Below are 21,256 nucleotides of genomic sequence, written 5' to 3' on the forward strand. Positions count from 1 at the left end.
TTTTTCTGTTATGGGGAATCAGTTATGAGGTATCAGTTATGAGGTATCAGTTATGAGGTATCAGTTATGAGGTATCAGTTATGAGGTATCAGTTATGGGGAATCAGTTATGGGGAATCAGTTAACCGTTAACTGATAACCGTTAACTGATAACTACCTCCCAAATACCTCTTTCAATTGTTTCAAGACATTACCGCCTCCTGATAGGCTAATTTCACCAACTTTATCAGCAATTTTCTCAATATACTCCATTTCTTTCAATCGCATCAACATCTCATTTTCCTCCATCAATTTCGCGGTATTCAACAAGCTACGAGTAGCAGCTGTTTCTTCTCTTCTTGTAATCATATTGGCTTGTGCTTTTTTCTCAGCGATCAATACCTGATTCATAATTTCCCGAATATCACCTGGCAAGATGATATCTTTGATACCACACGCTTTTAAGTCTATTCCCAAAGCGACAAGCTCCACTTGCACGTCTTCCAAAATCGCTTGAGATACATTTTCTTTGTTCTCCATCAATTCATCAAAAGATAGTCGACCTACTTTTTGTCTCAACATCAATTGAACAGCATTGTACATTTGCTTCTCCACCTCTTTGTTTGCCACATAAGCGGTTAACAAATCACGGATTTGATAAACAAGATTGAAGTTGATACGCAATTGCACTTTGTCTTTGGTCAAGATTTCTTGTCCATTCATATCCATCGTTTGTTGACGCACATCGACAAAGATGATTTGCACTTTAATCTCATTTTTCCAATAACAATAATCTCCAGCATCCAAGATACCTTGAAACTGCTCATCGACAAACAATAAGCCCCTTTCATTGGCTCCAACCGTATACATACGCAAGAAGTTGAGCATAGCACCTTTAGTTCTGATGTTTCTAGCAATTGAGGCTGGTACTTCTAAAGCCGTTGTTTGATAACGTTCAAATGAATAGATGTTTGTATCCTTCCAAAAGATGTAACGTCCTGCGGCTAATACCGTATAGAACACCTTATTTTTGTATACTAAAAGGATTTCATCATCCATTACATCTACGATATCCAACATCGCTACTAATTGCTCATTTTTCAACAACGCCTCCATATCTCTACGCATAGGGAATAATTCGGCTTTGTTATACTCCACAACTTCTTTATTTCCCCACATCCAATACTGTCCTGCGGAATGTACTTTTTGCAATTCTCCTTGGTTAAACACTAAGGCTACGTGGTTGGTTTTTACTTGTAACTTTTTCATTTTTATCTTTTTTATTTTTTATGTCATGCGTATAAAAGAACAGCCTCAATTAGGTTTCCCTTGCGGTTGGCGGAAAAAGAAACAGACTAAAAAATTAGATTATTTGTTTATAGTCTGGAATCCCTCAGCAAGCAAGTGATTCGCCCTATATCATCCCTAATCCTCTTTTTGTAGCCTTGCTTGTTTTTACAGGCTTAGGCAAGGTGTTTTATGCTATCTTTCTCAAGAGAAGAACAGCTAAAACAGAAACACTAATGGACTGAACTTTTTCATGGAGGAGATTTTTTATTGAAGTTCTCCTTCTTCACCAAAGATTGCTTTTGAGGCAATTGCTATTTTACTCTAACCAGCTGAGTTATATTGCTACTGCAATAGTAGGATTCGAACCTACGACCCAAATAACGAAACTAAACCACTAGTCATTCACCGAAGCAAATGTGAGGAGTCGAACCTCATTTTTCTCTACATACAAACAGGATAAGGGGAACAATTGTGCCTTACTTCCGCGCTATACAGAAACGCTTCCAAGGTTTGTATCTTTCGAACAGTACAAAGATGTACCTATAACTACGCAAAATATCTACGTACTAAAAAATAAATGACAAAAATTTTTCAAAATACTATATAACACTAAATTACAACTAAAAATTTTTCGAAATAATTTTAAGTGAGCAACTACATTGCGTACTTAAAATTAAAATTTGCTATCTTTGAAATGAAAATAGAGCAAAAGACCAATGGCAACCAACAAACTAGCACTTTTGCGCTACCGCATTATCGACGATTGTTTACAGAACCGATTCAGAAAATGGACATTGAACGATCTCATTGAAAAGGTAGCTGATGGATTATACGAATACGAAGGGATAGATACGGGAATCAGCAAGCGCACCATCCAGCTAGACATACAAACCATGCGCAGCGATAGTTTGGGTTATAATGCGCCTATTGTGGTGGTAGATCGAAAGTACTATACCTATGAAGATCCACAATACAGCATAAAAAACTCACCGATCAATGAGGCGGATATGGAAAAACTAAAAGAGGTCGTGTCAATTTTAAAACACCTCAATGGGTTTAGTCAAGTCGATGAAATGAGTGAAATCATTGCTAAGTTGGACAATAGTTTATTAACGCATAGTACACAAGCCCCGAACTACATTCAGATGGAGGGCAATCCGTTATTGAAGGGAATTAAGTTTATTAGTCCCTTGTATGAAGCGATCAAGAACAAGCAAACCTTATTAATCGAATACAAGTCGTTTAAGTCTAAAGAGGCCTCTAAACAGTTCTATTATCCTTACTTGCTGAAAGAGTACCGCAACCGTTGGTTTTTGGTTACTAGAGCGAGCAAAGGACGTCATCTCCTTACCTTAGCTTTGGATCGCATTGTCAAGGTACACGCACTCCTAAATGAACCCTATAAGGAATACCAAGGCGTTGATTTCGATCGTTACTTTGAAGATACCTTAGGGGTGACCAAAACAGAACAAGACCGTGCACAAAAAGTGATCCTCTGGGTCAATCAATACCATGCGCCTTATGTCAAGACCAAACCACTACACAGCTCACAACAGCTGCTGGAGGAAAATGAAAAAGGAATGAAAATTCGCTTAGACGTGGTACTCAATTTTGAATTAGAACGCGAGATTTTAGGCTTTGGAGAAGCGATTGTCGTTCTTTCTCCTCGCCATCTGCAACGACAGATTGCCAAACGCGTGGAGAAAATGCACCAACATTATTTGAAGGAAGAGATATAAAAAGAGTATCAGCTCAAACAAAAAAGGAGCCTTATATCAGCTTCTTTTTTGTTTTTTATTTCATTTTTTTTAAATTTTATTAAATTTAGATTTAATTTTTTTAAAAAATAACCGAAAAATGACTCAAAGACCTATCCTCAAAATTACACCTACAGCTTTCGATCGTTTCGTCGATGGACTCAATATTCTAACACTAGCAGCGTTTATAGGGGTTACTGCCTTTTATTACAATCAGTTACCCAAAACCATTCCGACTCACTTTAATGTAGCGGGAGAGCCTGATGCTTACGGAGATAAAGTTTCTCTCTTTTTATTGGTGGGAATAGGCATTTTCGTTTTTGCTTTATTGCGTTACTATCAGAGCAAGCCTCATCTGTATAATTATTCAGCAACCATAACAGAGGAAAATGCGGCTACCTATTATACTAAAGCCATGCGCATGATGCGTTTTTTAAATCTTACTACCTTAGTCATTCTGTTCTACCTTCAATTCCAAACCATTCAAACGGCTTTAGGCAACACAGAAGGTTTAGGTACTTATTTTATTTTCGCCGTACTAATAGCAGGATTTCTACCCTTACTTTTCTTACTCCCTTCTAAAAAGAAACAACGTATAGTCAAATAATAAATAGTCAAAAGGTAAAAGCCAAAACATCTAATACAAAAAAAGGGATTGTCATTTAGACAATCCCTTTTATATTTATATCGCTACCGTGAACTGTAAACCGTTCACCGTAAACCAAACTAGATTTCTCTATTAATATCCCAAGCTTCTAAAATGTCAGCGACACGCTTCACAAAAGAACCTCCTAATGCTCCATCTACTACACGGTGGTCATAACTGTGTGATAAGAACATTTTTTGACGGATACCGATGAAGTCTCCTTCTGGTGTTTCAATAACCGCTGGTACTTTTCTGATCGCTCCTAAAGCTAAAATACCTACTTGTGGTTGGTTGATGATTGGTGTACCGAAAACGCTACCAAAAGTTCCCACATTCGTTACCGTATAAGTTCCTCCTTGTGTATCGTCTGGTTTTAATTTACCCGCTTTTGCACGGTTTCCTAAATCATTAACTGCTTTAGCCATTCCCACTAAATTCAATTGATCTGCATTTTTGATTACAGGTACAATTAAGTTTCCGTTTGGCAAGGCTGCAGCCATTCCTAAATTGATATTCTTTTTCTTGATGATGAAATCTCCATCAACAGAAATATTCATTCCTGGGAAATCTTTTAACGCTTTAGCTACTGCTTCCATGAAGATTGGCGTGAACGTTAATTTTTCACCTTCTCTCTTTTCAAACGTATTTTTAACTTTATTTCTCCAGTTTACGATATTTGTAACGTCTACTTCAATAAACGATTGTACGTGTGCTGAAGTTTGAAGTGATTGTACCATGTATCCTGAAATCAGTTTACGCATACGATCCATTTCCACAATCTCATCTCCACCGTTAACAGACACAGGAACTGCTTTAGTTGCTGTTGCTGGAGCTGCTGCTGGTTTTGCCACTTCTACCTTAGCCACTGGAGCCGTTACTGCTTGTGGTTGAGATCCTCTTGTCTCCACATAAGCTAAGATATCGTTTTTCGTAACTCTTCCTTCTTTTCCTGTACCTTGGATCGCTTCTAATTCACTAATAGAAATTCCTTCTTCTTTCGCGATATTTTTAACTAAAGGTGAAAAGAATTTTTCAGATCCTGAAAAATCTACTGGTGTAGTAGCCTCTTGTGCTACTTGTACTGTTTGTTCTACTGCCGCTACAGTTGGTGTAGCTGTAGCTGCTGGAGTTGAAGCAACTTCTCCTCCTTCTGTTTCAATGATAGCGATAGTTTGTCCAACTTGAACAACATCGTCTACTTGAAATAATATTTCAACTAAAGTTCCCTCTACTTCTGATGGAACTTCACTGTCAACTTTATCCGTTGCGATTTCTAATACTGTCTCATCAGCCTCAATGCGATCCCCTACATTCTTCAACCAGTTTGTAATGGTTGCTTCCGCAACACTTTCTCCCATTTTGGGTAATTTCAATTCGAACTTTGCCATATTTATAACCTAAGGTTGTGTTTCTTAATTCAGATTACAAATTTAATAATATTTCGGACTTTTTCCACGTAAAGATAAAATTATCATTCTTCTAAAATTATCACGGATCCTTTACTATTACTATCATTACTACCAATCAAAAACGAAGAATTCACGGGTTTAATTTTATAAATTATTTCTGATCTATAATTTTTATGCATAAAGGTAATAATCTCTTTATTAGTTAAATAATCCCCATCGAAGATAATTTCAATCAATTCTCCATTAATTTCACTCTTTTGCTCTATTCGCTGCTGAAGCATTGTTAAATCACTTGCCTGAAGGGCAATTTTTCCAATAGCTGCTTCTACTTGTTTTTTAAATCCTTCCTGGGTGCTTACAACAAATACTTGATTTACTACAGCAAGCTTGGGGCTTTTTTTCTTCTGTTTGAAAAGCAAAAAAACAAAAGTAACCAAGCGCATGAATACCTCAAATAAAAAAGATTTCCTAAAGTGTTTTTCATAAAACACTTGAGTTCCATGATGGAAACGCTTTACGTATTCTAAGTCTTTATTCGTGCTTTCTCCTTTGTAGTGAATCACCGTTGTATCGGCATAGTAGTAATTTTCATATCCCGCTTTTAAGCAAGCATAGGACAAATCAGTATCTTCAACATACATAAAAAAACGTTCGTCAAATCCTCCTAATTCTTCGTAGAGCGATTTAGGCATCACCATAAAGGCTCCTACCAAAATTTCTACGGGTCCACTTTGATGCTGGGACAAATGGGTGGCGTAATATCCATTGAAAATCGAACTGGCAGGAAATAACTTATACACCCCTGTTACTTTCATCAACGAACGCCAATAGGTCGGAATTCCCCTTTTAGACTCGGGTAAGAATCCGCCTCTACCATCAATTAATCGACAACCAACGATACCCAAGTTCGGTTTATTTTCGTATAACCCAAGTATAGTTTGAAACGTATCTTCTGCAACAACAGTATCTGGATTGAGAATACAAATGTACTTCCCCTTTGCATGACTAACGCCAATATTATTGCCTTTGGGAAATCCGAGATTTTCTTTGTTCTCAAGATATAAAATGTCAGGAAAAACCTCCTGCATCATCGCAGTACTATCATCTTGTGAATTATTATCTACAACTATAATTTCTGCATCAATTGCCTTGGTAGCAGCTTGCACAGATTTAATGGCTTGTTCTAGAAAGTAGCGAACATTGTAGTTTAAAATAATTACAGATAATTGCATCCGGCAAATATAGTAGGATTAGTAAAACTACAATAGCAATCAAATAAAAAAAGGTCAATTACTTTTGTAATTGACCTTTTCACTTATTTTAACAGCTATTATTTGCTGATTGCTTCTATTGTTTTTTTGGCAAAACTATTAGAAGGATCTAAGCTTAATACTTTTTTAAACTCTTCGATTGCTTCAGCATTTCTGTCTTTGTTTGCATAGTACGTAGCAATTGAAGTATGAGCTTCGACAATTTGATCTTTATTTGAAGGATCTTTCAACTCGTTTTTCTCACCTAATACTTTTAAGAATCCTTTATATGATTCAAACATTTTATCATACGCATCTACGTGATCGATGTAGCGATTTGCACGTGCTCTATAGAAGTATGCTTCTTGAGTTAATGGTGAAGCTTCAATCGTACGAGCTAAATACTCATCTGCTTTTTTCAATAATTCTTCACTATCTGAGCGATCTTCTGATCCCAATAAATAGTAGGAGTATCCCACATAGTAGTTGTCGTAAATGTATCCACTTGATTCCTTTACGTCTGCTGAAATACCCAAAATATCAATTACATTTTGATATTTTTTAGCGCGAAATAAATCTAATCCAAAACGATTAAACTCACCAGCAATAGCAAGTTCAACATTCACTGCGTCTGTTAAATGGTTTAATCCTTTGTGATACATTTCTTTGTTTTCACCATAGTTGGATAACCCAATTTCAGATAAACCTAAATATAGGTAATCTCTTCCAATTGCGTTTAAACTTTTAGACTCTTTCAGATATACTTTTAAGAACTTGTCTAAAGCATCAGCACTTACACTATAGTTTTTATTTTCATAGGCAGCATACCCTAAATATCTGTGGATACGAGGATTCACTCCTTTGATATCTTTCATTTGCATTGCCAAACGCTCCAATTCTGGATAATTTTCTGTCAATACTAAGAAATCCGCATAACGCATTTGAGAATCAATCGAGTTATCCGTTGCCTTAATGAACTTTTTATAATTTTCCCCTGCTTGAGTGATCAATTCTTTCTCTTTAGGAGCATTTACCTTCGACCACATATAAGAAATCTCAGCGATTTCTCTGTATGCAGGTGCGTAGTTTGGTGTAGTAGCTAAGATTTCTTCACAAGCCTTGATCGCATCTGCATAAGCACGAGCGCGTTTCGTAATCATCGCCATTTGCAACTTTGCCTCTACCAATGAATTATCTAAATCATATGCACTTCTAAAAGAAGAGTATGCATCATTCAAGTTTTTTTGCTCTAAGAAAGCACGTCCTAACAACAAATGCCCCATTGGATTATTGTACTCTTTTGCTACAACATCCGCAGCAATTGTTTGTGCTGCCTTAGCATCTGGGTTTTTTGAATTCAAATACGCAGCGGCGATTAACAATTGTTCATTGTAATCTTTTTTCTTAATGTCTTTTTTCGCTTTTGTAAAATTAGCAACAGCCTCCGCTGAACGATTATTATCTAATTCAATTTGACCTAAACCAATATAGTTTAAAGATCCTTTTGTTTTAGCTAAAACTCCTTGATCAAAATAGTAACGTGCCGAATCTGATTGATCTTCTTTTAAGAAAACATCTCCCAAATAGTAGTAGTTAATTCCCTCTGCTGGTTTCTTACCAATTAAATCTTTTAAAATCTCTTTAGCTTTATCAAATTGCTCTGCATTGATTGCTGTTTTTGCTTCATTAATACTTTGAGCAAAAGCAAAAGAACTACTTAGCGCTAAAGTCAACAATGAAATAGAATACTTTTTATTCATAATATATCGTTATTGTTTTACAAGTATGTGGTTTTATTTAATTTCTTTTGTTACTACAATTTCACGTGGCGGTGTATTGAATGGGAATAATCCTGATTTTAATACCACACGTTGTCCTTTATATCCCGCAATATACGAAGCAAATCCGGTTCCTAAACCATTTTTTCCTTGCATATCCAAAACATAAAGCTTGCGAATTAAGGGGTAGGTCCCTTCAGCAATGTTATTTTGACTTGGCTTATAGTACTGTTGATCCTTGTCATTTTTTACAGCCAATACTTTTACTTGATCAATCGTAGGCTGCATTTCCTTTGTAGGTTGCGTTAACCAGTTCAAACCAATCACTCCAATTGCCTTAGGATTCTTTACAACATAATCGATAACTTCTTCAGTTGTATTTAAAAAATAAGCATAATCTTTAGGGAAAGACACAAATCCAGTTGCTTCCCTAAAGGCAGAAGAAACACTAGAATTATAGTTATCGAAAACTAAAAAAGAATCTGCTTCTGTCGCCTTTCCTTCTTCTAATTGTTTGAGGATAACTTGATAATCAACAATTGAGTCCATCGCATTTTTACTCGTCACAAAAACAATTGCATCACTAGCAAAGTGCGTTTGTTTTGGTGCTACAACCCCTTCATAATGTTTCAGTTCCTCCGTTGTTAAGGTACGCGGGAGTACAGCTACACGAATAGAATCAGAGAAAAGCAATTGAAGAATTTCTTTTTCTGATTTAGGGAGTAAGTTTATTTTGGCTCTTTTGTACTCATTTTCAAAAAGGATGGCTACATCTTCAACAATGGGAAAAACAGACTCATCCACTCCAAGCGTAAGTGTTCCGCTGAGTAATGTTTCTTCCTGAGCTTCTGTTTCGCTAGAGGCTTCATTCGTTGTTTTGTGCTTATCCTTACATTGAAAGAACAAACTACTTGTTGCTAAAACACCAACTAAAATTCCAATTCTAGCAGCGCTTTTTCTTCGAATCATATAAAACAAATTAAGAGCAAAACCTAGTTCGCTCATTTTCTTTCGTCTAAGATAGATATTCTTTGGAAGAAGCAAAAAATAAAATCAGTTTTTAACATAAATATCAAACAATAAAAAAAGCTTCGATTAAATCGAAGCTTTTTTTACTCTTTTCCCATATTAGTATTCCACAAACGGTAGAATCTAAAAAAACCATAGACTATTAAAACAATACCGAAAAGGATTCGATGATTGTCTTCCATTTGAAAGGGCAGTGACTTACTAACAATTAAGGCAATCCCACAAAACAAATAAAGAAGAAAAAACAATAGTCCAAAAAAGAACAAAAATCGCTGTACTAGCGATTTTTGTTTGAATTTATTGTTAAACATTACTATTGAACTTGGATTGTAATTGGTAATGTAAACTGTGATCGAACTGTTTTTCCGTTTTGTACGGCTGGTTTCCACTTCGGCATATTATTTAATACGCGTACTGCTTCTTTTCCAGCGCCGTAACCTGGGTCACGTACAACTTTGATATCTGTTAATGAACCGTCTTTTTCAACGATAAACATAACGATAACACGGATAGATTTCACACCTGAATCAATTTCTGGAGTTCTGAATCGTTGAATAAATTGTCTATTAAACGCTTGCATACCTCCTGGGTATTCAGCTGGTACTTGTACAGCAATGAAAACTTCGTTTCCATCTCCGTCACCACCTGAACCAGTTCCCTTGTCAGCTTCTCCAGTTTTTTCTGTGATCTTGATTTCACCTTTGTCCTTATCACCTTTCATGTCTTTTGTTCCTACATCAGCTGTTTCCAACTCTTTTTGAGAAACAATTTCCTCCTTCACTTCCTCTTTCTTAGCAATTTCAGGTTCCGTAAACTTTTTCGTATCGTTTACTGATTTAACCTCATCTGCTGGTGGAGGTGGTGGAGGTGGTGGTACATCCTCTGGTGGTGGTGGTGGTGGTGGGATATCTTCTGGTAAATTTAAATTCTCCATTTCGATAACCTTATCCAATTTTTCCACCTTATTATTTCCAAAAGTTCCCTTTGCCATTTCGATTAACATAGGTGATACCAATGCTAAACCGAACAAAGCAATCCCTGAGAACAAAGCTACAGTGGTCACTTTTGGGTTTTCAGATCTCAATTGATATGCTCCGTAAGACTTGTTACGTCCTTCGAAGATAATATCAACCCAATCCTTTTTAAAGATATTTAATTTTGACATAATTTCTTAATTTCTCAGAACGTTAACTACTTCTCACCTAATATTTCTAGATCCTCAGGAGTGATATCTACTAACGCATATGATTTAATACCTGAGATAGCCATCTCATCTAAAATATCAACTAAATTGCGATATGTAGCTTTTTCACTTGCTCTAATGATCACGATCAAACCTTTGTCTGCTTCTCTTGAGTAAGCAATAGCTTGTTTGTCTTTCTCTAACAATACTTGACGAATACCCGCTTTACCATAAGTCTGATCAACTGGTCCTTCAATTGGGTTGTTAACCATACCCATATACCATTTTACTTTATTGTCGCCGCCAATTAGTATAGTCATTGTACGGTTCTCATCTACTTTAGTCTTCTCTTCTTCTATCTCCTTGTTTGCATCTTTATCAGGCATTGCAAGATTCATAGACTGAGGCTTATTCATAGATGTTGTCAACATAAAGAACGTAATCAATAAGAAAGCTAAATCCACCATCGCAGTTAAATCTACTCCGGCATTTTGTTTCTTACTTCTTACTTTTTTGTCCTTATTGCCTCCGCCGCCTGTATTTAATTCAGCCATTTACAGTTTAATTTTTTAATGATTAAAAATCTTCGTTTCTAAGTCCTGTAACTAAGAAGAATCTATTTACACGTTGCTCTTGCAAGATATCAATAACGTTTTTCACTGCAGGGTAATTTGCTTCAGCATCTCCCTTAATTGCAACGTCTAAAACTTTATTATTGTTTTCTTTCGCAACAATACGCGCCATTTCTACCCAATCTTTTAATTGATTGTTTACAGAGTCAGTTGGAACACCTGGTTGGTCTGCTCCAATTTTATTTCTAACATCTGCAGGTAGATTTAAAAATTTCTTCAATTCGTTAATAGGAGTTCCGATACCTTCAGTATAAGCAAATACTTGCTTCTCTTCATCATTAAACTCAATCTGATAACGACTACCCATTTTTTCAAGTGTAGCAATACGATCTTCTTTTCCCAAAACTCCGAAGAAAACCTTTTCTTTACCTGGTTCTCCTCCAATTGTAACTGTTGCTAAGTTACTTTCTGGCAACTTCGTTTGAACGGTTGAATTTGGTGTATCTACTGGTAATGGCTCCGGAAGCTTTGCTGTCGATGTTAATACGAAGAAAGTTAAGAGTAAGAATGACACGTCACACATCGCGGTCATATCTACGCTCATACTCTTCTTTTTCATTTTACCTTTAGCCATTGATAAATTTTTTAACTCCTATATTTTTCAATATAAGATTATTAATACTTATTCTAAAATTATTTTACTAATCCTTTGAATCTTCTGTATGCTTGAGTAATAGCAAATCCAGCTTCATCAATTGAATAAGTTAATCTATCAATTTTTGTAGTAAATGAGTTATACATTACAATCGCTAATGTTGAAGTACCAATACCTGTAGCTGTACATACTAACGCCTCAGAAATACCTGTTGCTAATGCAGCTGAGTCAGGAGTACCAGAAGTTGCTAAAGCCGAGAACGCTTTAATCATCCCTGTTACTGTACCTAATAATCCACATAATGTACCAATTGATACTAATGTAGCTAATACGATCATGTTTTTCTCTAACATTGGCATCTCAAGAGTTGTAGCCTCTTCGATTTCTTTTTGGATAGCTTCAGTAGCCTCTTCGCTATTGTATCCTTCTTTTTTCATTTGTTGATACTTCACTAAACCAGCTCTAACAACGTTAGCTACTGATCCTTTTTGAGTATCACATGCTTCCATAGCTTCTTCGATTCTTCCTTCGTTGATTGAAACTTGGATTTCTTTTACGAATTTTCCAACATCTCCTTTTCCAGAAGCTTTAGAGATAACTAAGAATCTCTCAATTGAGAAAACAATTGTCATAGTTAATAAACCAATTAATACAGCAACTACTGGTCCTCCTTTATAAACCATTCCCATGAAGTTACCTGGTAGTGGGTGTCCTGCTGGATCACCATTTTCAAAGTTCGCTGGATTACCCATTACGAACTCCCAAATAAAGTAACCAAATACAATACATAACACTACAGCTAATGATGCAAATAATCTACTTGCTCCTGAGCTTGACCCTACTTTTTCAACTGATTCGTTTGATACGTTTGTCATCTTTTTAAAATTTAATTCTTTTTTTTCAATTATTACTTATTACTTTTTTACTTTTTTAAAGTCATCAGTGTCGCAAATTTATGTTTTTAGACGAAATAAAAAAATTAAAATCTATTTTTTTAAAATAAGCTAACTTAGACTTAACATAAGAATATTTTATACTTACCTTAACATTAGAAAAAAAGTAAGCAGTGGTAAAGATAATAAGTCTAAATGAATTTTACTATCTTTATTTCATCGCAAAGAACACATTTAACATTTGATAATTATAGTAATTCTACATATTTACTTGTGTATTTGTCTAATAATCATCTTTAATTATATAAAATATACAAAATGAGCATTGAAATTTTCAAAACGGACATCATTAATGGTTATAGTCATAAAAGTGATTTCATTACCATTGGCTGTGCAAATTTGGATCAAAACATTATAGCCGACACTTTTGTAAACATTCCGCTAAAAACGTTAAATCGCCATGGATTAATCGCTGGGGCCACAGGAACAGGCAAGACCAAGACCATTCAAGTTCTCTCTGAACAGTTGGCAGATAAAGGAATTCCAGTGCTCATGATGGACATTAAAGGGGACTTTAGCGGGATCGCTAAAGCTGGAGTAGCAAATGATTTCATCAAAAATCGTCATGAACAGATGAATTTGCCCTTTCACCCCACTGCGTTTCCAGTCGAACTATTAACACTTTCGAAACAAAACGGCGTTCGTTTGCGTGCGACAATTGCTGAATTTGGTCCTGTTTTATTTAGCCGAATCCTCGAATTAAATGACACACAGGCCGGAATTGTTGCTTTACTATTTAAATTCTCAGAAGATCACAACTTGGAACTTGTAGACTTAAAAGATTTTAAAAAGTTATTACAATACCTAACAAATGAAGGAAAAGTGGAGATTGAAAACGAATATGGTCGAATTTCACCTGCTTCCACCAATGCTATTTTGAGAAAAGTAATCGAATTAGAACAGCAAGGTGCAGATTTATTCTTTGGTGAACCTTCCTTTGACATCCGAGATTTAATGCGCTATGACGAGAAGGGTAAAGGTTTTATCAATATTGTACGCCTAACGGATATTCAAGATAAACCCAAACTATTCTCTACTTTTATGTTGAACTTGTTAACTCAAGTATACAACCAACTACCTGAACAAGGAGATAGTGGTCAGCCTGATTTGATTATTTTTATTGATGAAGCACATTTAATTTTCAATGAAGCGAGCAAAGCACTATTAAATCAAATTGAAACGATTGTTAAGTTAATTCGTTCCAAAGGGGTTGGCATCTATTTCATTACGCAGAATCCGACGGATATTCCCAACGGAGTTTTGGCGCAATTGGGATTAAAGATTCAACATGCCTTGCGAGCATTTACAGAAAAGGACAGAAAAGCGATTAAAGCAGCATCTGAAAACTTTCCTTCTACTCCTTACTATACAACCAATGAAATTATCACCCAATTGGGAACTGGAGAAGCTTTAGTTACAGCACTAAATGAAAAGGGAATTCCGACCCCTTTAGTGGCATGTACACTACGTGCCCCAATGAGTCGAATGGATGTTTTAACTGAGGAAGAAATTGACGAGATCTTACAACAATCGAAATTAGTACAGAAATACAACCAGGCAATTAATCGCGAAAGTGCGTTTGAGAAACTAGAGCAACGCACAGTTCCCATCAATGACTCAAAGGAATCTACTACTCCAACTTCAAGCCATACTAAAACTAAAAAAGAAGACAATACCCTTACAAAAAGTATTTTAAAAGTTGTAACGAGTGCTACCTTTATAAAAGGAGCCTTTAGTTTACTCTCCAAAGTTATGGGTGGATCAAACCATACCACCCGCACAACTAAGACATCGAGAACGACAACAGCTAAAAAACGAAAATAGAGGATTAAAATCCTCTATTTTCATTTATCAATTGTTTTAAATGTTCTTCTATTTCTAGGCTATCCCAGCGATCTTCAATATTTTCAGTAGCCATGATCACATCCATCATCTCTGCTTGCTGGTCGCCAATAGCTAGCGCTTCTTGGTAGCTTCCTTGGCTAAAAGTCACTCGATCGTAAAGAGGTAACCATAGTTCAGGGTATTTCTTGGCAAATTTGCTTTCTATTTTCTTGCGCAACAAGAATAAAGGGTTGGCTGTTTGTTCACTCATCTCTTTAAAATTTCGATACGATAGCTCGGCTATTGCATCTGCATTAATCTTACGAGCATATTGATACGCATCCAATGCTTTTTCCCAATCGCTTGGTTCACTTGCCAGACAATCTAACAATACATCTACATCTTCTAGTCCTGCATTTAAGCCTTGCCCATAAAAAGGAACAACAGCATGAGCAGCATCGCCAATTAACGCTACCTTATCTTTGTACACCCACGGAAAACAAGTAGTTGTAACAAGAGAATTGACAGGATTCGCCTGATACAATTCCAATAAATTAGGCATTAATTGTAAGGCATCTGGAAAATTGGTTTGAAAAAAATGTTGAATTTCACTTTCTGATTGAATCGCTTCAAAAGACACCTCTCCTTCATAAGGCATAAAAAGCGTACAGGTAAAAGATCCATCTATATTAGGTAAAGCAATTAACATAAAGTCTTTTCTTGGCCAAATGTGGAAAGAATTTTCATCCATAGCAAAAGCACCTTGTGCTATTGCGGGAATAACAAGCTCTTTATAGGCAATAGGCAAGTACGATTGTTGGTATTCAAATCGACTTCTTCTCTGTAGACGACTTCTCACTTTAGAATAAGCTCCATCTGCTCCAAAAATCACATCATGTTGAATCGCTTTCCACTCTTGATGCTCATACTCACTCATATATAAGATTCCCTTTTTGACATCCACACTCCAAATAGGTGTTTGAAAGACAAATTCCACTCCTATTTCTTCTGCCCAATCGACCAACTTTTTGTTTAATCCTCCACGAGAAACAGCCCAAATAGCTTCACCGTGAATTCCATATGGCTGTTTTTCTTCTTTTTCGATATGGTGAATCGCACGTTGATGCATGGGAATTCCAAACTGACGAACTTTAGCTTCTAGTCCTATGCGTTTCAACATCTTCCACCCGCGTTCTGAAAGCGCTAAATTAATGGACCGCCCAGAAAAGTCAAGGGTGCGAATATCCTCTCCTTTTTCGTAAACAAAAACTTGATGCCCTTGCTGTTTTAATGCAATGGCTAGTACAGTTCCCACCAAACCACTTCCTACAATTGCAATACTTTTCCCCATACTACTTTTAAATATTTGAATATTTAATATAATTAGCTATTCAATGTTTGAATAGTGTTTTTTCCTTGATGTATTATCGACTACTTTTAAGCACACGCTTAATAACAATGAAAAACTTAATTTGGATTATCGTTATCATACTGACAGGCTGTTGGTACATTTGTCAGTTTATTTTATATTTTGATGGTATACTCGTATACAGTTTACTGATACTTGCCATCCTTTTGACCTTACTCAACTTTAGTTTAAAAGAAGGCTCAAAAAAATAATCCCTTAAAAAAGGGATTATTTACTTATTTTTCAAACGTTAATTCCTTTCCAACGGTCAATCCTTGTGACTTAGCAAATGCTCCACACATGTGGAACAATAGGCGCGCGCCAACATTTCCATCCCAGTCATCTTCACCTGGTGCAACCTCAACTAAATCCATCCCGATGATTTCTTTATTTGTTTCAGAAAGTCGCGTAATCATATACGTTGCTTGCTCAAAGGTTAATCCTCCAGGAACTGGTGTTCCTGTATTTGGACAATACCAAGGCAATAAAGCATCAATATCGAAACTAATCACTACTTTTTGAGGTAGAGAAGCGATAATTTGATCACATTTATCTTTCCAACTCATTCCTTCGAATTCATCTTTTTTCAAATCAGCATCTGTATGTACCAAAACGCGACCAGACGTGTTTACAACGTCAACTTCTTGCTCACAGAAGTCGCGAATCCCTACTTGAACTATTTTTTCAACTTGGGGTAATTTCAATGTATTAAACATAATAGAAGCATGCGAATAAGTAAACCCTTCATAAGCCTCTCTCAAGTCCATATGTGCATCAAAATGTAAAATTCCAAAAGAATCGTGATTTTTTGCAACAGCGTTATAATACCCCAAAGGCGTACTGTGATCTCCTCCCAATAAAACCACGCGTTTTCCTTGACTCATCCAATCGGCAACTTTTTCTTCCACTTCTTTGTGTAAGGTTGCGCATACTTGATTAATAGTATCTAAACTTGCTTGTAACATTGGGTGATCCGCTAAGTTCTCTCCATTTTCTAAAGCCTCAATAATGGGTTGAGCTAACGTTTTATATTGGGCACTTTGTTCTTGCCAATGTGCAGGTGCTTCATCAAAATAAATACCCAACTTCCAAAGTTCAGGATAGTTTTGATGTAACAAATCCACTTGATACGAAGCTTCTAAAATTGCTTCTGGTCCTTCTGATGCACCAGCGCCATAACTTACCGTTACTTCCCAAGGCACAGGAACTACAATGATTTCACTTTCTTCTGCTGTAAAAGGCAATCCATAGATTGTTGCATCAGCTAATCCTGGTTGAGACGGATCAAAAGTCTCTATTTTTTGCTGCTTTGTTGACATATGTATTAAGCTGTTATTTTTCGCTGCAAATTTATAAATTAAATTACAGTCGTACTATCTAAATTATTTCTGACTTTGGATCCCTTCTTTCAAGATTTGTCCAAAGTGGTACATATCTTCAAAACTCGTATACAAAGGCACCGGCGCCAAGCGAATCACATTAGGTTCTCTCCAATCGACAATCACTCCCGCCTCCATTAAGTAAGTAAACATAGCACGTCCTTCACCATGTAATAAGATAGACAATTGACTTGCACGTTCACTTTGCTCTGCTGGTGTGATAATTTCAAAATTACCTCCTACTTCAGCACCGATTGTATTAATAATAAATTCTAAATAAGCCGTGATAACATTTCTTTTTTCAATTAATTTATCCATTCCTATTTCAGCAAACATTTCGACTGACGCTAAATAAGGAGCAAGAGATAGAATTGGTAAGTTGCTAATTTGCCATCCATGCGCACCTTCAATTGGATCGTAATTGGGCTCCATCAAAAAGCGTCTTTCTTTGTTGTGTCCCCACCATCCACCAAGGCGAACTAAGTCTTTATTTGTGTGGTGTTTTTCGTGAATAAAACATCCAGAAGCATTTCCTGGTCCTGAATTCATGTATTTATAACTACACCAAGCTGCAAAATCCGCATCCCAATCGTGTAATTCTAAGTTGATATTTCCCGCAGCATGCGCTAAATCCCACCCTACATAAGCGCCATATTGATGTGCTTTTGCAGTAATGGTTTTCATGTCGAGCACTTGTCCTGTATAGTAGTTTAGTCCTCCCATTAATACCAAAGCCAACTCATCTCCTACTTCTTCGATCTTCGCTAAGATGTCTTCTAATCTAAAGTTGTGCTCCCCTGGTCTGCGTTTTACTTCTACAATAACCTCTTTTGGATCTAATCCATGCCATTTCACTTGGGTTTGGATTAAATATTGATCACTTGGAAATGCTTTTTCTTCACATAAAATCTTCACGCGTTTTCCAGCAGGTTTGTAAAAAGTTGCCATTAACAGGTGTAGGTTCACTGTTAGCGTGTTCATCACGGTTACTTCCGATGGTTTTGCACCAACTATTTTACTTAAAGGCGCACTAAATCTCTCGTGGTAATCCCACCAAGGCTTATTGGCATAAAAATGTCCTTCTACAGCTAACTCCGCCCAGTCTGTCATCACTTCATTCACGTATTCTACGGCTTTCTTTGGTTGAAGCCCTAGTGAATTTCCTGTAAAATAGATTACTTGCTTTCCGTTTACTTTGGGAAAGTTAAATTCATTTCTATAGTTTGCTAAGGTATCTTTAGCATCAAGACTTTGAGCAAAAGCTAACGTATTCTCAAATTTCATGGTTTATAATTTTGGTTTTTGTAAAAGTAGAATTTTTATCACTATTTCCACTCTTTTCTACTTATAAAAAATCCCTTGCTGGGATAGCAAGGGATTTTTTAGCAATATCTTATTTTTATTGATTTTATAAAATCAACATCGCATCTCCGTAAGAATAGAATTTGTATCCTTCTTCCACCGCTTCTTTGTAAGCTTTCATCATTAAATCATGTCCACAAAAAGCAGAGATCATCATTAATAACGTAGATTTCGGCATATGGAAGTTTGTAATCATACAATCCGCAATACTAAAATCATAAGGAGGGAAGATAAATTTATTCGTCCATCCTCTATACGGATTTAAGGTTTGACTTGAAGAAACCGAACTTTCTAACGCTCTCATACAAGTTGTTCCCACAGCACATACTCTGTGTTTTTCTTCTTTTGCATGGTTGACAATATCACAAGCTTCTTGAGACACTACAAATTCTTCTGAGTCCATTTTGTGTTTCGACAAATCTTCTACTTCTACTGGGTTGAATGTTCCCAATCCAATGTGAAGTGTAATTTCGGCAAATTTAATTCCGTTAATTTCTAGGCGTTTCATCAAGTGCTTTGAGAAGTGTAATCCTGCAGTTGGTGCAGCAACAGCTCCTTCTTCTTTTGCATAGATCGTTTGATAGCGTTCTGCATCTTCTGGAACAACTTCTCTATTGATGTATTTTGGAATTGGCGTTTCTCCAAGTTCTTGCAATTTATCTCTGAACTCTTCGTAAGAACCATCATATAAAAAGCGCAACGTTCTACCTCTAGACGTTGTGTTATCAATAACTTCTGCAACTAATGAATCGTCTTCTCCAAAGTACAACTTATTTCCAATTCGGATCTTACGCGCTGGATCTACTAAAACATCCCATAAACGTTGTTCTTCGTTCAATTCGCGCAATAAGAAAACTTCAATTCTCGCACCAGTTTTTTCTTTATTTCCATAAAGACGTGCAGGAAATACTTTCGTATTGTTTAAAACCATTACATCACCTTCTCCAAAATAATCCACAACATCTTTGAATAATTTATGTTCGATTGTTCCCGCTTTACGGTCAATCACCATTAAACGAGCCTCATCTCTATTCTCAGCTGGAAATTCTGCCAATAATTCTTCTGGCAAATCAAAATTAAAGTTTGATAACTTCATTGAAAAACAATTTTAATTAGGTCAATAAAAAGAGGTTAGCTCTTTTCAAGTTTTACAAATATACAACCTTGAGATAGGCGTTGTCAAGTATTTAGCACTATTTTTTTATTTTTCAATTGGATTCATACAGTCTAATTCCCAGTTTTTGAAGGTCTTCCCAAAACTTAGGGTATGATTTACTCACTACTTCTGCTTCTGTAATAATCAAATCTCTTTGTACAACCAAAGGAGCAAAAGCCATAGCCATGCGATGATCTTGATACGTATCTATCCTTACCGGTTCTTCCCTTTCTTCTCTTGTCACATCTAATGCTAGTGCATTCGAGGTAATGTGCAGTGTTCCTCCAAGTTTTTTCAGCTCTTGTTGCAAGGCAACTAAGCGATCCGTTTCTTTTATTTTTAGGGTATGTAGACCTTTGATCGTACAGGAAATTCCCAATCCAAAACACGTAACGACAACTGTTTGAGCCAAATCTGGTGTATTAAAAAAGTCCTCTTCAACGTATCCTTCTGCTTTTCCGATTTTCGTCAACCGAATGTAATCCTCCTTTTCAAAAGTAGTTTCAACACCTAGTTTCGCGTAAATTTGCGGTAAGACTGCATCTCCCTGTAAACTCACTGCCTTGTATTTTCCTAAGCGAATAGAGGTACCTAGGGGAGATAGAGCTATAAATGAATAGTAATACGAGGCCGATGACCAATCCGCCTCAACCGTAAACTGTGTTTTTTGGATTTGCTTTGGAGGTCGAACCACAATGATTTGTCCTTCAAAACTAGTTTCTGCGCCTAACTCTTTAAGCAAGGACAGTGTCATCTCAATATAAGGTCGAGAAGTAATAGCGCCAAGGAGTTCGAGTTCGAGTCCGTGTTTTAGCTGTGTCCCGACTAAAAGCAAAGCGGAGATATATTGACTACTAATCGAAGCGGGAATGCGAATACAACCACCCATCACCTGTTTTCCTTCAATTGCCAAAGGCGGAAACCCCTCTTGGTCAAGGTAAGTAATTTGCCCTCCCAACTCGCGCAAGGCATCAACCAAAATCCCTATTGGGCGGTTGTGCATGCGTTCACTGCCTTCTAACACGATAGACCGTTCTTGACATAGCGCAAAATAAGCCGTTAAGAACCGCATCGTTGTTCCTGCATGATGTACATTCACTATGGTTTTTGACGTAGCCAATCCCTCTTGCATCGCTACTACATCATCCGAATCCGCTAAATTTTCCACCTTGAGTTGAGGAAAAATCTTTTGCAACAACAACAAGCGATTGCTTTCAGATTTACTCCCTGAAATAACAAGCGTTTGCGATGATTTTAACGCTGATTTTTGTAGGTAAACCTGCATACGATTTCTTTTATTTTAATTTTTCATTCTTGTGGTGACGATCGTGATCTCTTTTTGTTTTAAGATCCAGTTTTTTGTCAAAAGCCTCTTGTAAGTTAACCCCGGTCTGATTCGCTAAACACAAGACTACAAAAACAACATCTGCTAACTCTTCTCCTAAGTCTTTATTTTTATCGCTTTCTTTTTCCGATTGCTCGCCATAACGACGGGCAATAATACGCGCTACTTCCCCCACTTCTTCCGTCAATTGGGCCATATTGGTCAATTCGTTAAAATAGCGAACACCGTGTTCTTTAATCCAAGTATCTACTGCTGCTTGAGCGTCTTTAATATTCATCTTAT

The 21,256-nt window shown here is 36.5% G+C and carries 18 protein-coding genes; 3 read left to right on the forward strand and 15 right to left on the reverse strand.

Going from position 1 to position 21,256, the window contains the following annotated elements; all coding sequences use genetic code 11:
* Positions 1-152: 152 nt before the first annotated feature.
* The gene (locus ACPDG9_RS00575) at positions 153-1,247 is read right to left on the reverse strand and encodes a slipin family protein (RefSeq protein WP_430525921.1); all 1,095 of its coding nucleotides are present in this window, start codon (positions 1,245-1,247) and stop codon (positions 153-155) included.
* A gap of 737 nt (positions 1,248-1,984) precedes the next feature.
* Here ACPDG9_RS00575 and ACPDG9_RS00580 point away from each other — a divergent pair.
* Together ACPDG9_RS00580 and ACPDG9_RS00585 are read left to right on the forward strand one after the other, a co-directional pair.
* Positions 1,985-3,007 (forward strand): helix-turn-helix transcriptional regulator, encoded by a 1,023-nt coding sequence (locus tag ACPDG9_RS00580; protein WP_430525922.1) that lies wholly within the window; start codon positions 1,985-1,987, stop codon positions 3,005-3,007.
* 118 nt (positions 3,008-3,125) lie between these two features.
* Positions 3,126-3,632 carry a DUF1648 domain-containing protein gene (locus ACPDG9_RS00585; protein ID WP_430525923.1) on the forward strand — a complete coding sequence of 169 codons (507 nt, stop codon included), beginning with the start codon at positions 3,126-3,128 and terminating at the stop codon, positions 3,630-3,632.
* Positions 3,633-3,751: 119 nt separating this feature from the next.
* On the opposite strand, the gene ACPDG9_RS00590 is transcribed toward ACPDG9_RS00585, so the two are convergent.
* From ACPDG9_RS00590 to ACPDG9_RS00625, 8 genes are all read right to left on the reverse strand, one after another.
* Complete coding sequence (locus ACPDG9_RS00590) at positions 3,752-5,059, reverse strand: dihydrolipoamide acetyltransferase family protein (RefSeq protein WP_430525924.1); 1,308 nt, start codon at positions 5,057-5,059, stop codon at positions 3,752-3,754.
* Positions 5,060-5,142: 83 nt separating this feature from the next.
* Positions 5,143-6,312 (reverse strand): glycosyltransferase family 2 protein, encoded by a 1,170-nt coding sequence (locus ACPDG9_RS00595; protein ID WP_430525925.1) that lies wholly within the window; start codon positions 6,310-6,312, stop codon positions 5,143-5,145.
* 98 nt (positions 6,313-6,410) lie between these two features.
* Complete coding sequence (locus tag ACPDG9_RS00600) at positions 6,411-8,090, reverse strand: tetratricopeptide repeat protein (RefSeq protein ID WP_430525926.1); 1,680 nt, start codon at positions 8,088-8,090, stop codon at positions 6,411-6,413.
* Positions 8,091-8,123: 33 nt separating this feature from the next.
* Positions 8,124-9,077 (reverse strand): PstS family phosphate ABC transporter substrate-binding protein, encoded by a 954-nt coding sequence (locus ACPDG9_RS00605; protein ID WP_430525927.1) that lies wholly within the window; start codon positions 9,075-9,077, stop codon positions 8,124-8,126.
* Positions 9,078-9,450: 373 nt separating this feature from the next.
* Positions 9,451-10,302 carry an energy transducer TonB gene (locus ACPDG9_RS00610; RefSeq protein WP_430525928.1) on the reverse strand — a complete coding sequence of 284 codons (852 nt, stop codon included), beginning with the start codon at positions 10,300-10,302 and terminating at the stop codon, positions 9,451-9,453.
* Positions 10,303-10,328: 26 nt separating this feature from the next.
* Positions 10,329-10,874 (reverse strand): ExbD/TolR family protein, encoded by a 546-nt coding sequence (locus tag ACPDG9_RS00615; protein WP_430525929.1) that lies wholly within the window; start codon positions 10,872-10,874, stop codon positions 10,329-10,331.
* Between the two features lie 22 nt (positions 10,875-10,896).
* Positions 10,897-11,526 (reverse strand): ExbD/TolR family protein, encoded by a 630-nt coding sequence (locus tag ACPDG9_RS00620; protein WP_430525930.1) that lies wholly within the window; start codon positions 11,524-11,526, stop codon positions 10,897-10,899.
* A 59-nt stretch (positions 11,527-11,585) separates the two neighbouring features.
* Positions 11,586-12,422, reverse strand: coding sequence for a MotA/TolQ/ExbB proton channel family protein (locus tag ACPDG9_RS00625; RefSeq protein ID WP_430525931.1), 837 nt, complete (start codon positions 12,420-12,422; stop codon positions 11,586-11,588).
* A 336-nt stretch (positions 12,423-12,758) separates the two neighbouring features.
* On the opposite strand from ACPDG9_RS00625, the gene ACPDG9_RS00630 reads away from it, so the two are divergent.
* Entirely contained in the window at positions 12,759-14,324 is a 1,566-nt protein-coding gene (locus tag ACPDG9_RS00630) for a helicase HerA-like domain-containing protein (RefSeq protein ID WP_430525932.1), read from the forward strand.
* Positions 14,325-14,328: 4 nt separating this feature from the next.
* Here the strand turns inward: ACPDG9_RS00630 and ACPDG9_RS00635 are convergent, their stop codons facing one another.
* The 6 genes from ACPDG9_RS00635 to ACPDG9_RS00660 form a co-directional block, all read right to left on the reverse strand.
* Positions 14,329-15,675, reverse strand: a complete 1,347-nt coding sequence (locus ACPDG9_RS00635) for an FAD-dependent oxidoreductase (RefSeq protein WP_430525933.1) — start codon at positions 15,673-15,675, stop codon at positions 14,329-14,331.
* A 293-nt stretch (positions 15,676-15,968) separates the two neighbouring features.
* Positions 15,969-17,051 carry an agmatinase family protein gene (locus ACPDG9_RS00640; RefSeq protein ID WP_430525934.1) on the reverse strand — a complete coding sequence of 361 codons (1,083 nt, stop codon included), beginning with the start codon at positions 17,049-17,051 and terminating at the stop codon, positions 15,969-15,971.
* A 63-nt stretch (positions 17,052-17,114) separates the two neighbouring features.
* The gene (gene kynU / locus ACPDG9_RS00645) at positions 17,115-18,395 is read right to left on the reverse strand and encodes a kynureninase (RefSeq protein ID WP_430525935.1); all 1,281 of its coding nucleotides are present in this window, start codon (positions 18,393-18,395) and stop codon (positions 17,115-17,117) included.
* A gap of 124 nt (positions 18,396-18,519) precedes the next feature.
* The gene (gene queA / locus ACPDG9_RS00650; protein WP_430525936.1) at positions 18,520-19,569 is read right to left on the reverse strand and encodes a tRNA preQ1(34) S-adenosylmethionine ribosyltransferase-isomerase QueA; all 1,050 of its coding nucleotides are present in this window, start codon (positions 19,567-19,569) and stop codon (positions 18,520-18,522) included.
* Positions 19,570-19,681: 112 nt separating this feature from the next.
* Positions 19,682-20,914, reverse strand: coding sequence for a 3-phosphoshikimate 1-carboxyvinyltransferase (locus ACPDG9_RS00655; RefSeq protein ID WP_430525937.1), 1,233 nt, complete (start codon positions 20,912-20,914; stop codon positions 19,682-19,684).
* 10 nt (positions 20,915-20,924) lie between these two features.
* Positions 20,925-21,251: a nucleotide pyrophosphohydrolase gene (locus ACPDG9_RS00660; RefSeq protein ID WP_430525938.1), complete on the reverse strand. Its 327-nt coding sequence runs from the start codon at positions 21,249-21,251 to the stop codon at positions 20,925-20,927.
* Positions 21,252-21,256: the final 5 nt, after the last annotated feature.

The organism is Myroides sp. C6-3 (assembly GCF_050522425.1).
GTDB lineage: Bacteria > Bacteroidota > Bacteroidia > Flavobacteriales > Flavobacteriaceae > Flavobacterium.

What these genes read in the sequence shown, in the direction of transcription:
- ACPDG9_RS00575 (WP_430525921.1), bottom strand. Translation starts at nt 1,247, where the DNA reads ATGAAAAAGTTACAAGTAAAAACCAACCACGTAGCCTTAGTGTTTAAC.
- ACPDG9_RS00580 (WP_430525922.1), top strand. Translation starts at nt 1,985, where the DNA reads ATGGCAACCAACAAACTAGCACTTTTGCGCTACCGCATTATCGACGAT.
- ACPDG9_RS00585 (WP_430525923.1), top strand. Translation starts at nt 3,126, where the DNA reads ATGACTCAAAGACCTATCCTCAAAATTACACCTACAGCTTTCGATCGT.
- ACPDG9_RS00590 (WP_430525924.1), bottom strand. Translation starts at nt 5,059, where the DNA reads ATGGCAAAGTTCGAATTGAAATTACCCAAAATGGGAGAAAGTGTTGCG.
- ACPDG9_RS00595 (WP_430525925.1), bottom strand. Translation starts at nt 6,312, where the DNA reads ATGCAATTATCTGTAATTATTTTAAACTACAATGTTCGCTACTTTCTA.
- ACPDG9_RS00600 (WP_430525926.1), bottom strand. Translation starts at nt 8,090, where the DNA reads ATGAATAAAAAGTATTCTATTTCATTGTTGACTTTAGCGCTAAGTAGT.
- ACPDG9_RS00605 (WP_430525927.1), bottom strand. Translation starts at nt 9,077, where the DNA reads ATGATTCGAAGAAAAAGCGCTGCTAGAATTGGAATTTTAGTTGGTGTT.
- ACPDG9_RS00610 (WP_430525928.1), bottom strand. Translation starts at nt 10,302, where the DNA reads ATGTCAAAATTAAATATCTTTAAAAAGGATTGGGTTGATATTATCTTC.
- ACPDG9_RS00615 (WP_430525929.1), bottom strand. Translation starts at nt 10,874, where the DNA reads ATGGCTGAATTAAATACAGGCGGCGGAGGCAATAAGGACAAAAAAGTA.
- ACPDG9_RS00620 (WP_430525930.1), bottom strand. Translation starts at nt 11,526, where the DNA reads ATGGCTAAAGGTAAAATGAAAAAGAAGAGTATGAGCGTAGATATGACC.
- ACPDG9_RS00625 (WP_430525931.1), bottom strand. Translation starts at nt 12,422, where the DNA reads ATGACAAACGTATCAAACGAATCAGTTGAAAAAGTAGGGTCAAGCTCA.
- ACPDG9_RS00630 (WP_430525932.1), top strand. Translation starts at nt 12,759, where the DNA reads ATGAGCATTGAAATTTTCAAAACGGACATCATTAATGGTTATAGTCAT.
- ACPDG9_RS00635 (WP_430525933.1), bottom strand. Translation starts at nt 15,675, where the DNA reads ATGGGGAAAAGTATTGCAATTGTAGGAAGTGGTTTGGTGGGAACTGTA.
- ACPDG9_RS00640 (WP_430525934.1), bottom strand. Translation starts at nt 17,051, where the DNA reads ATGTCAACAAAGCAGCAAAAAATAGAGACTTTTGATCCGTCTCAACCA.
- kynU (WP_430525935.1), bottom strand. Translation starts at nt 18,395, where the DNA reads ATGAAATTTGAGAATACGTTAGCTTTTGCTCAAAGTCTTGATGCTAAA.
- queA (WP_430525936.1), bottom strand. Translation starts at nt 19,569, where the DNA reads ATGAAGTTATCAAACTTTAATTTTGATTTGCCAGAAGAATTATTGGCA.
- ACPDG9_RS00655 (WP_430525937.1), bottom strand. Translation starts at nt 20,914, where the DNA reads ATGCAGGTTTACCTACAAAAATCAGCGTTAAAATCATCGCAAACGCTT.
- ACPDG9_RS00660 (WP_430525938.1), bottom strand. Translation starts at nt 21,251, where the DNA reads ATGAATATTAAAGACGCTCAAGCAGCAGTAGATACTTGGATTAAAGAA.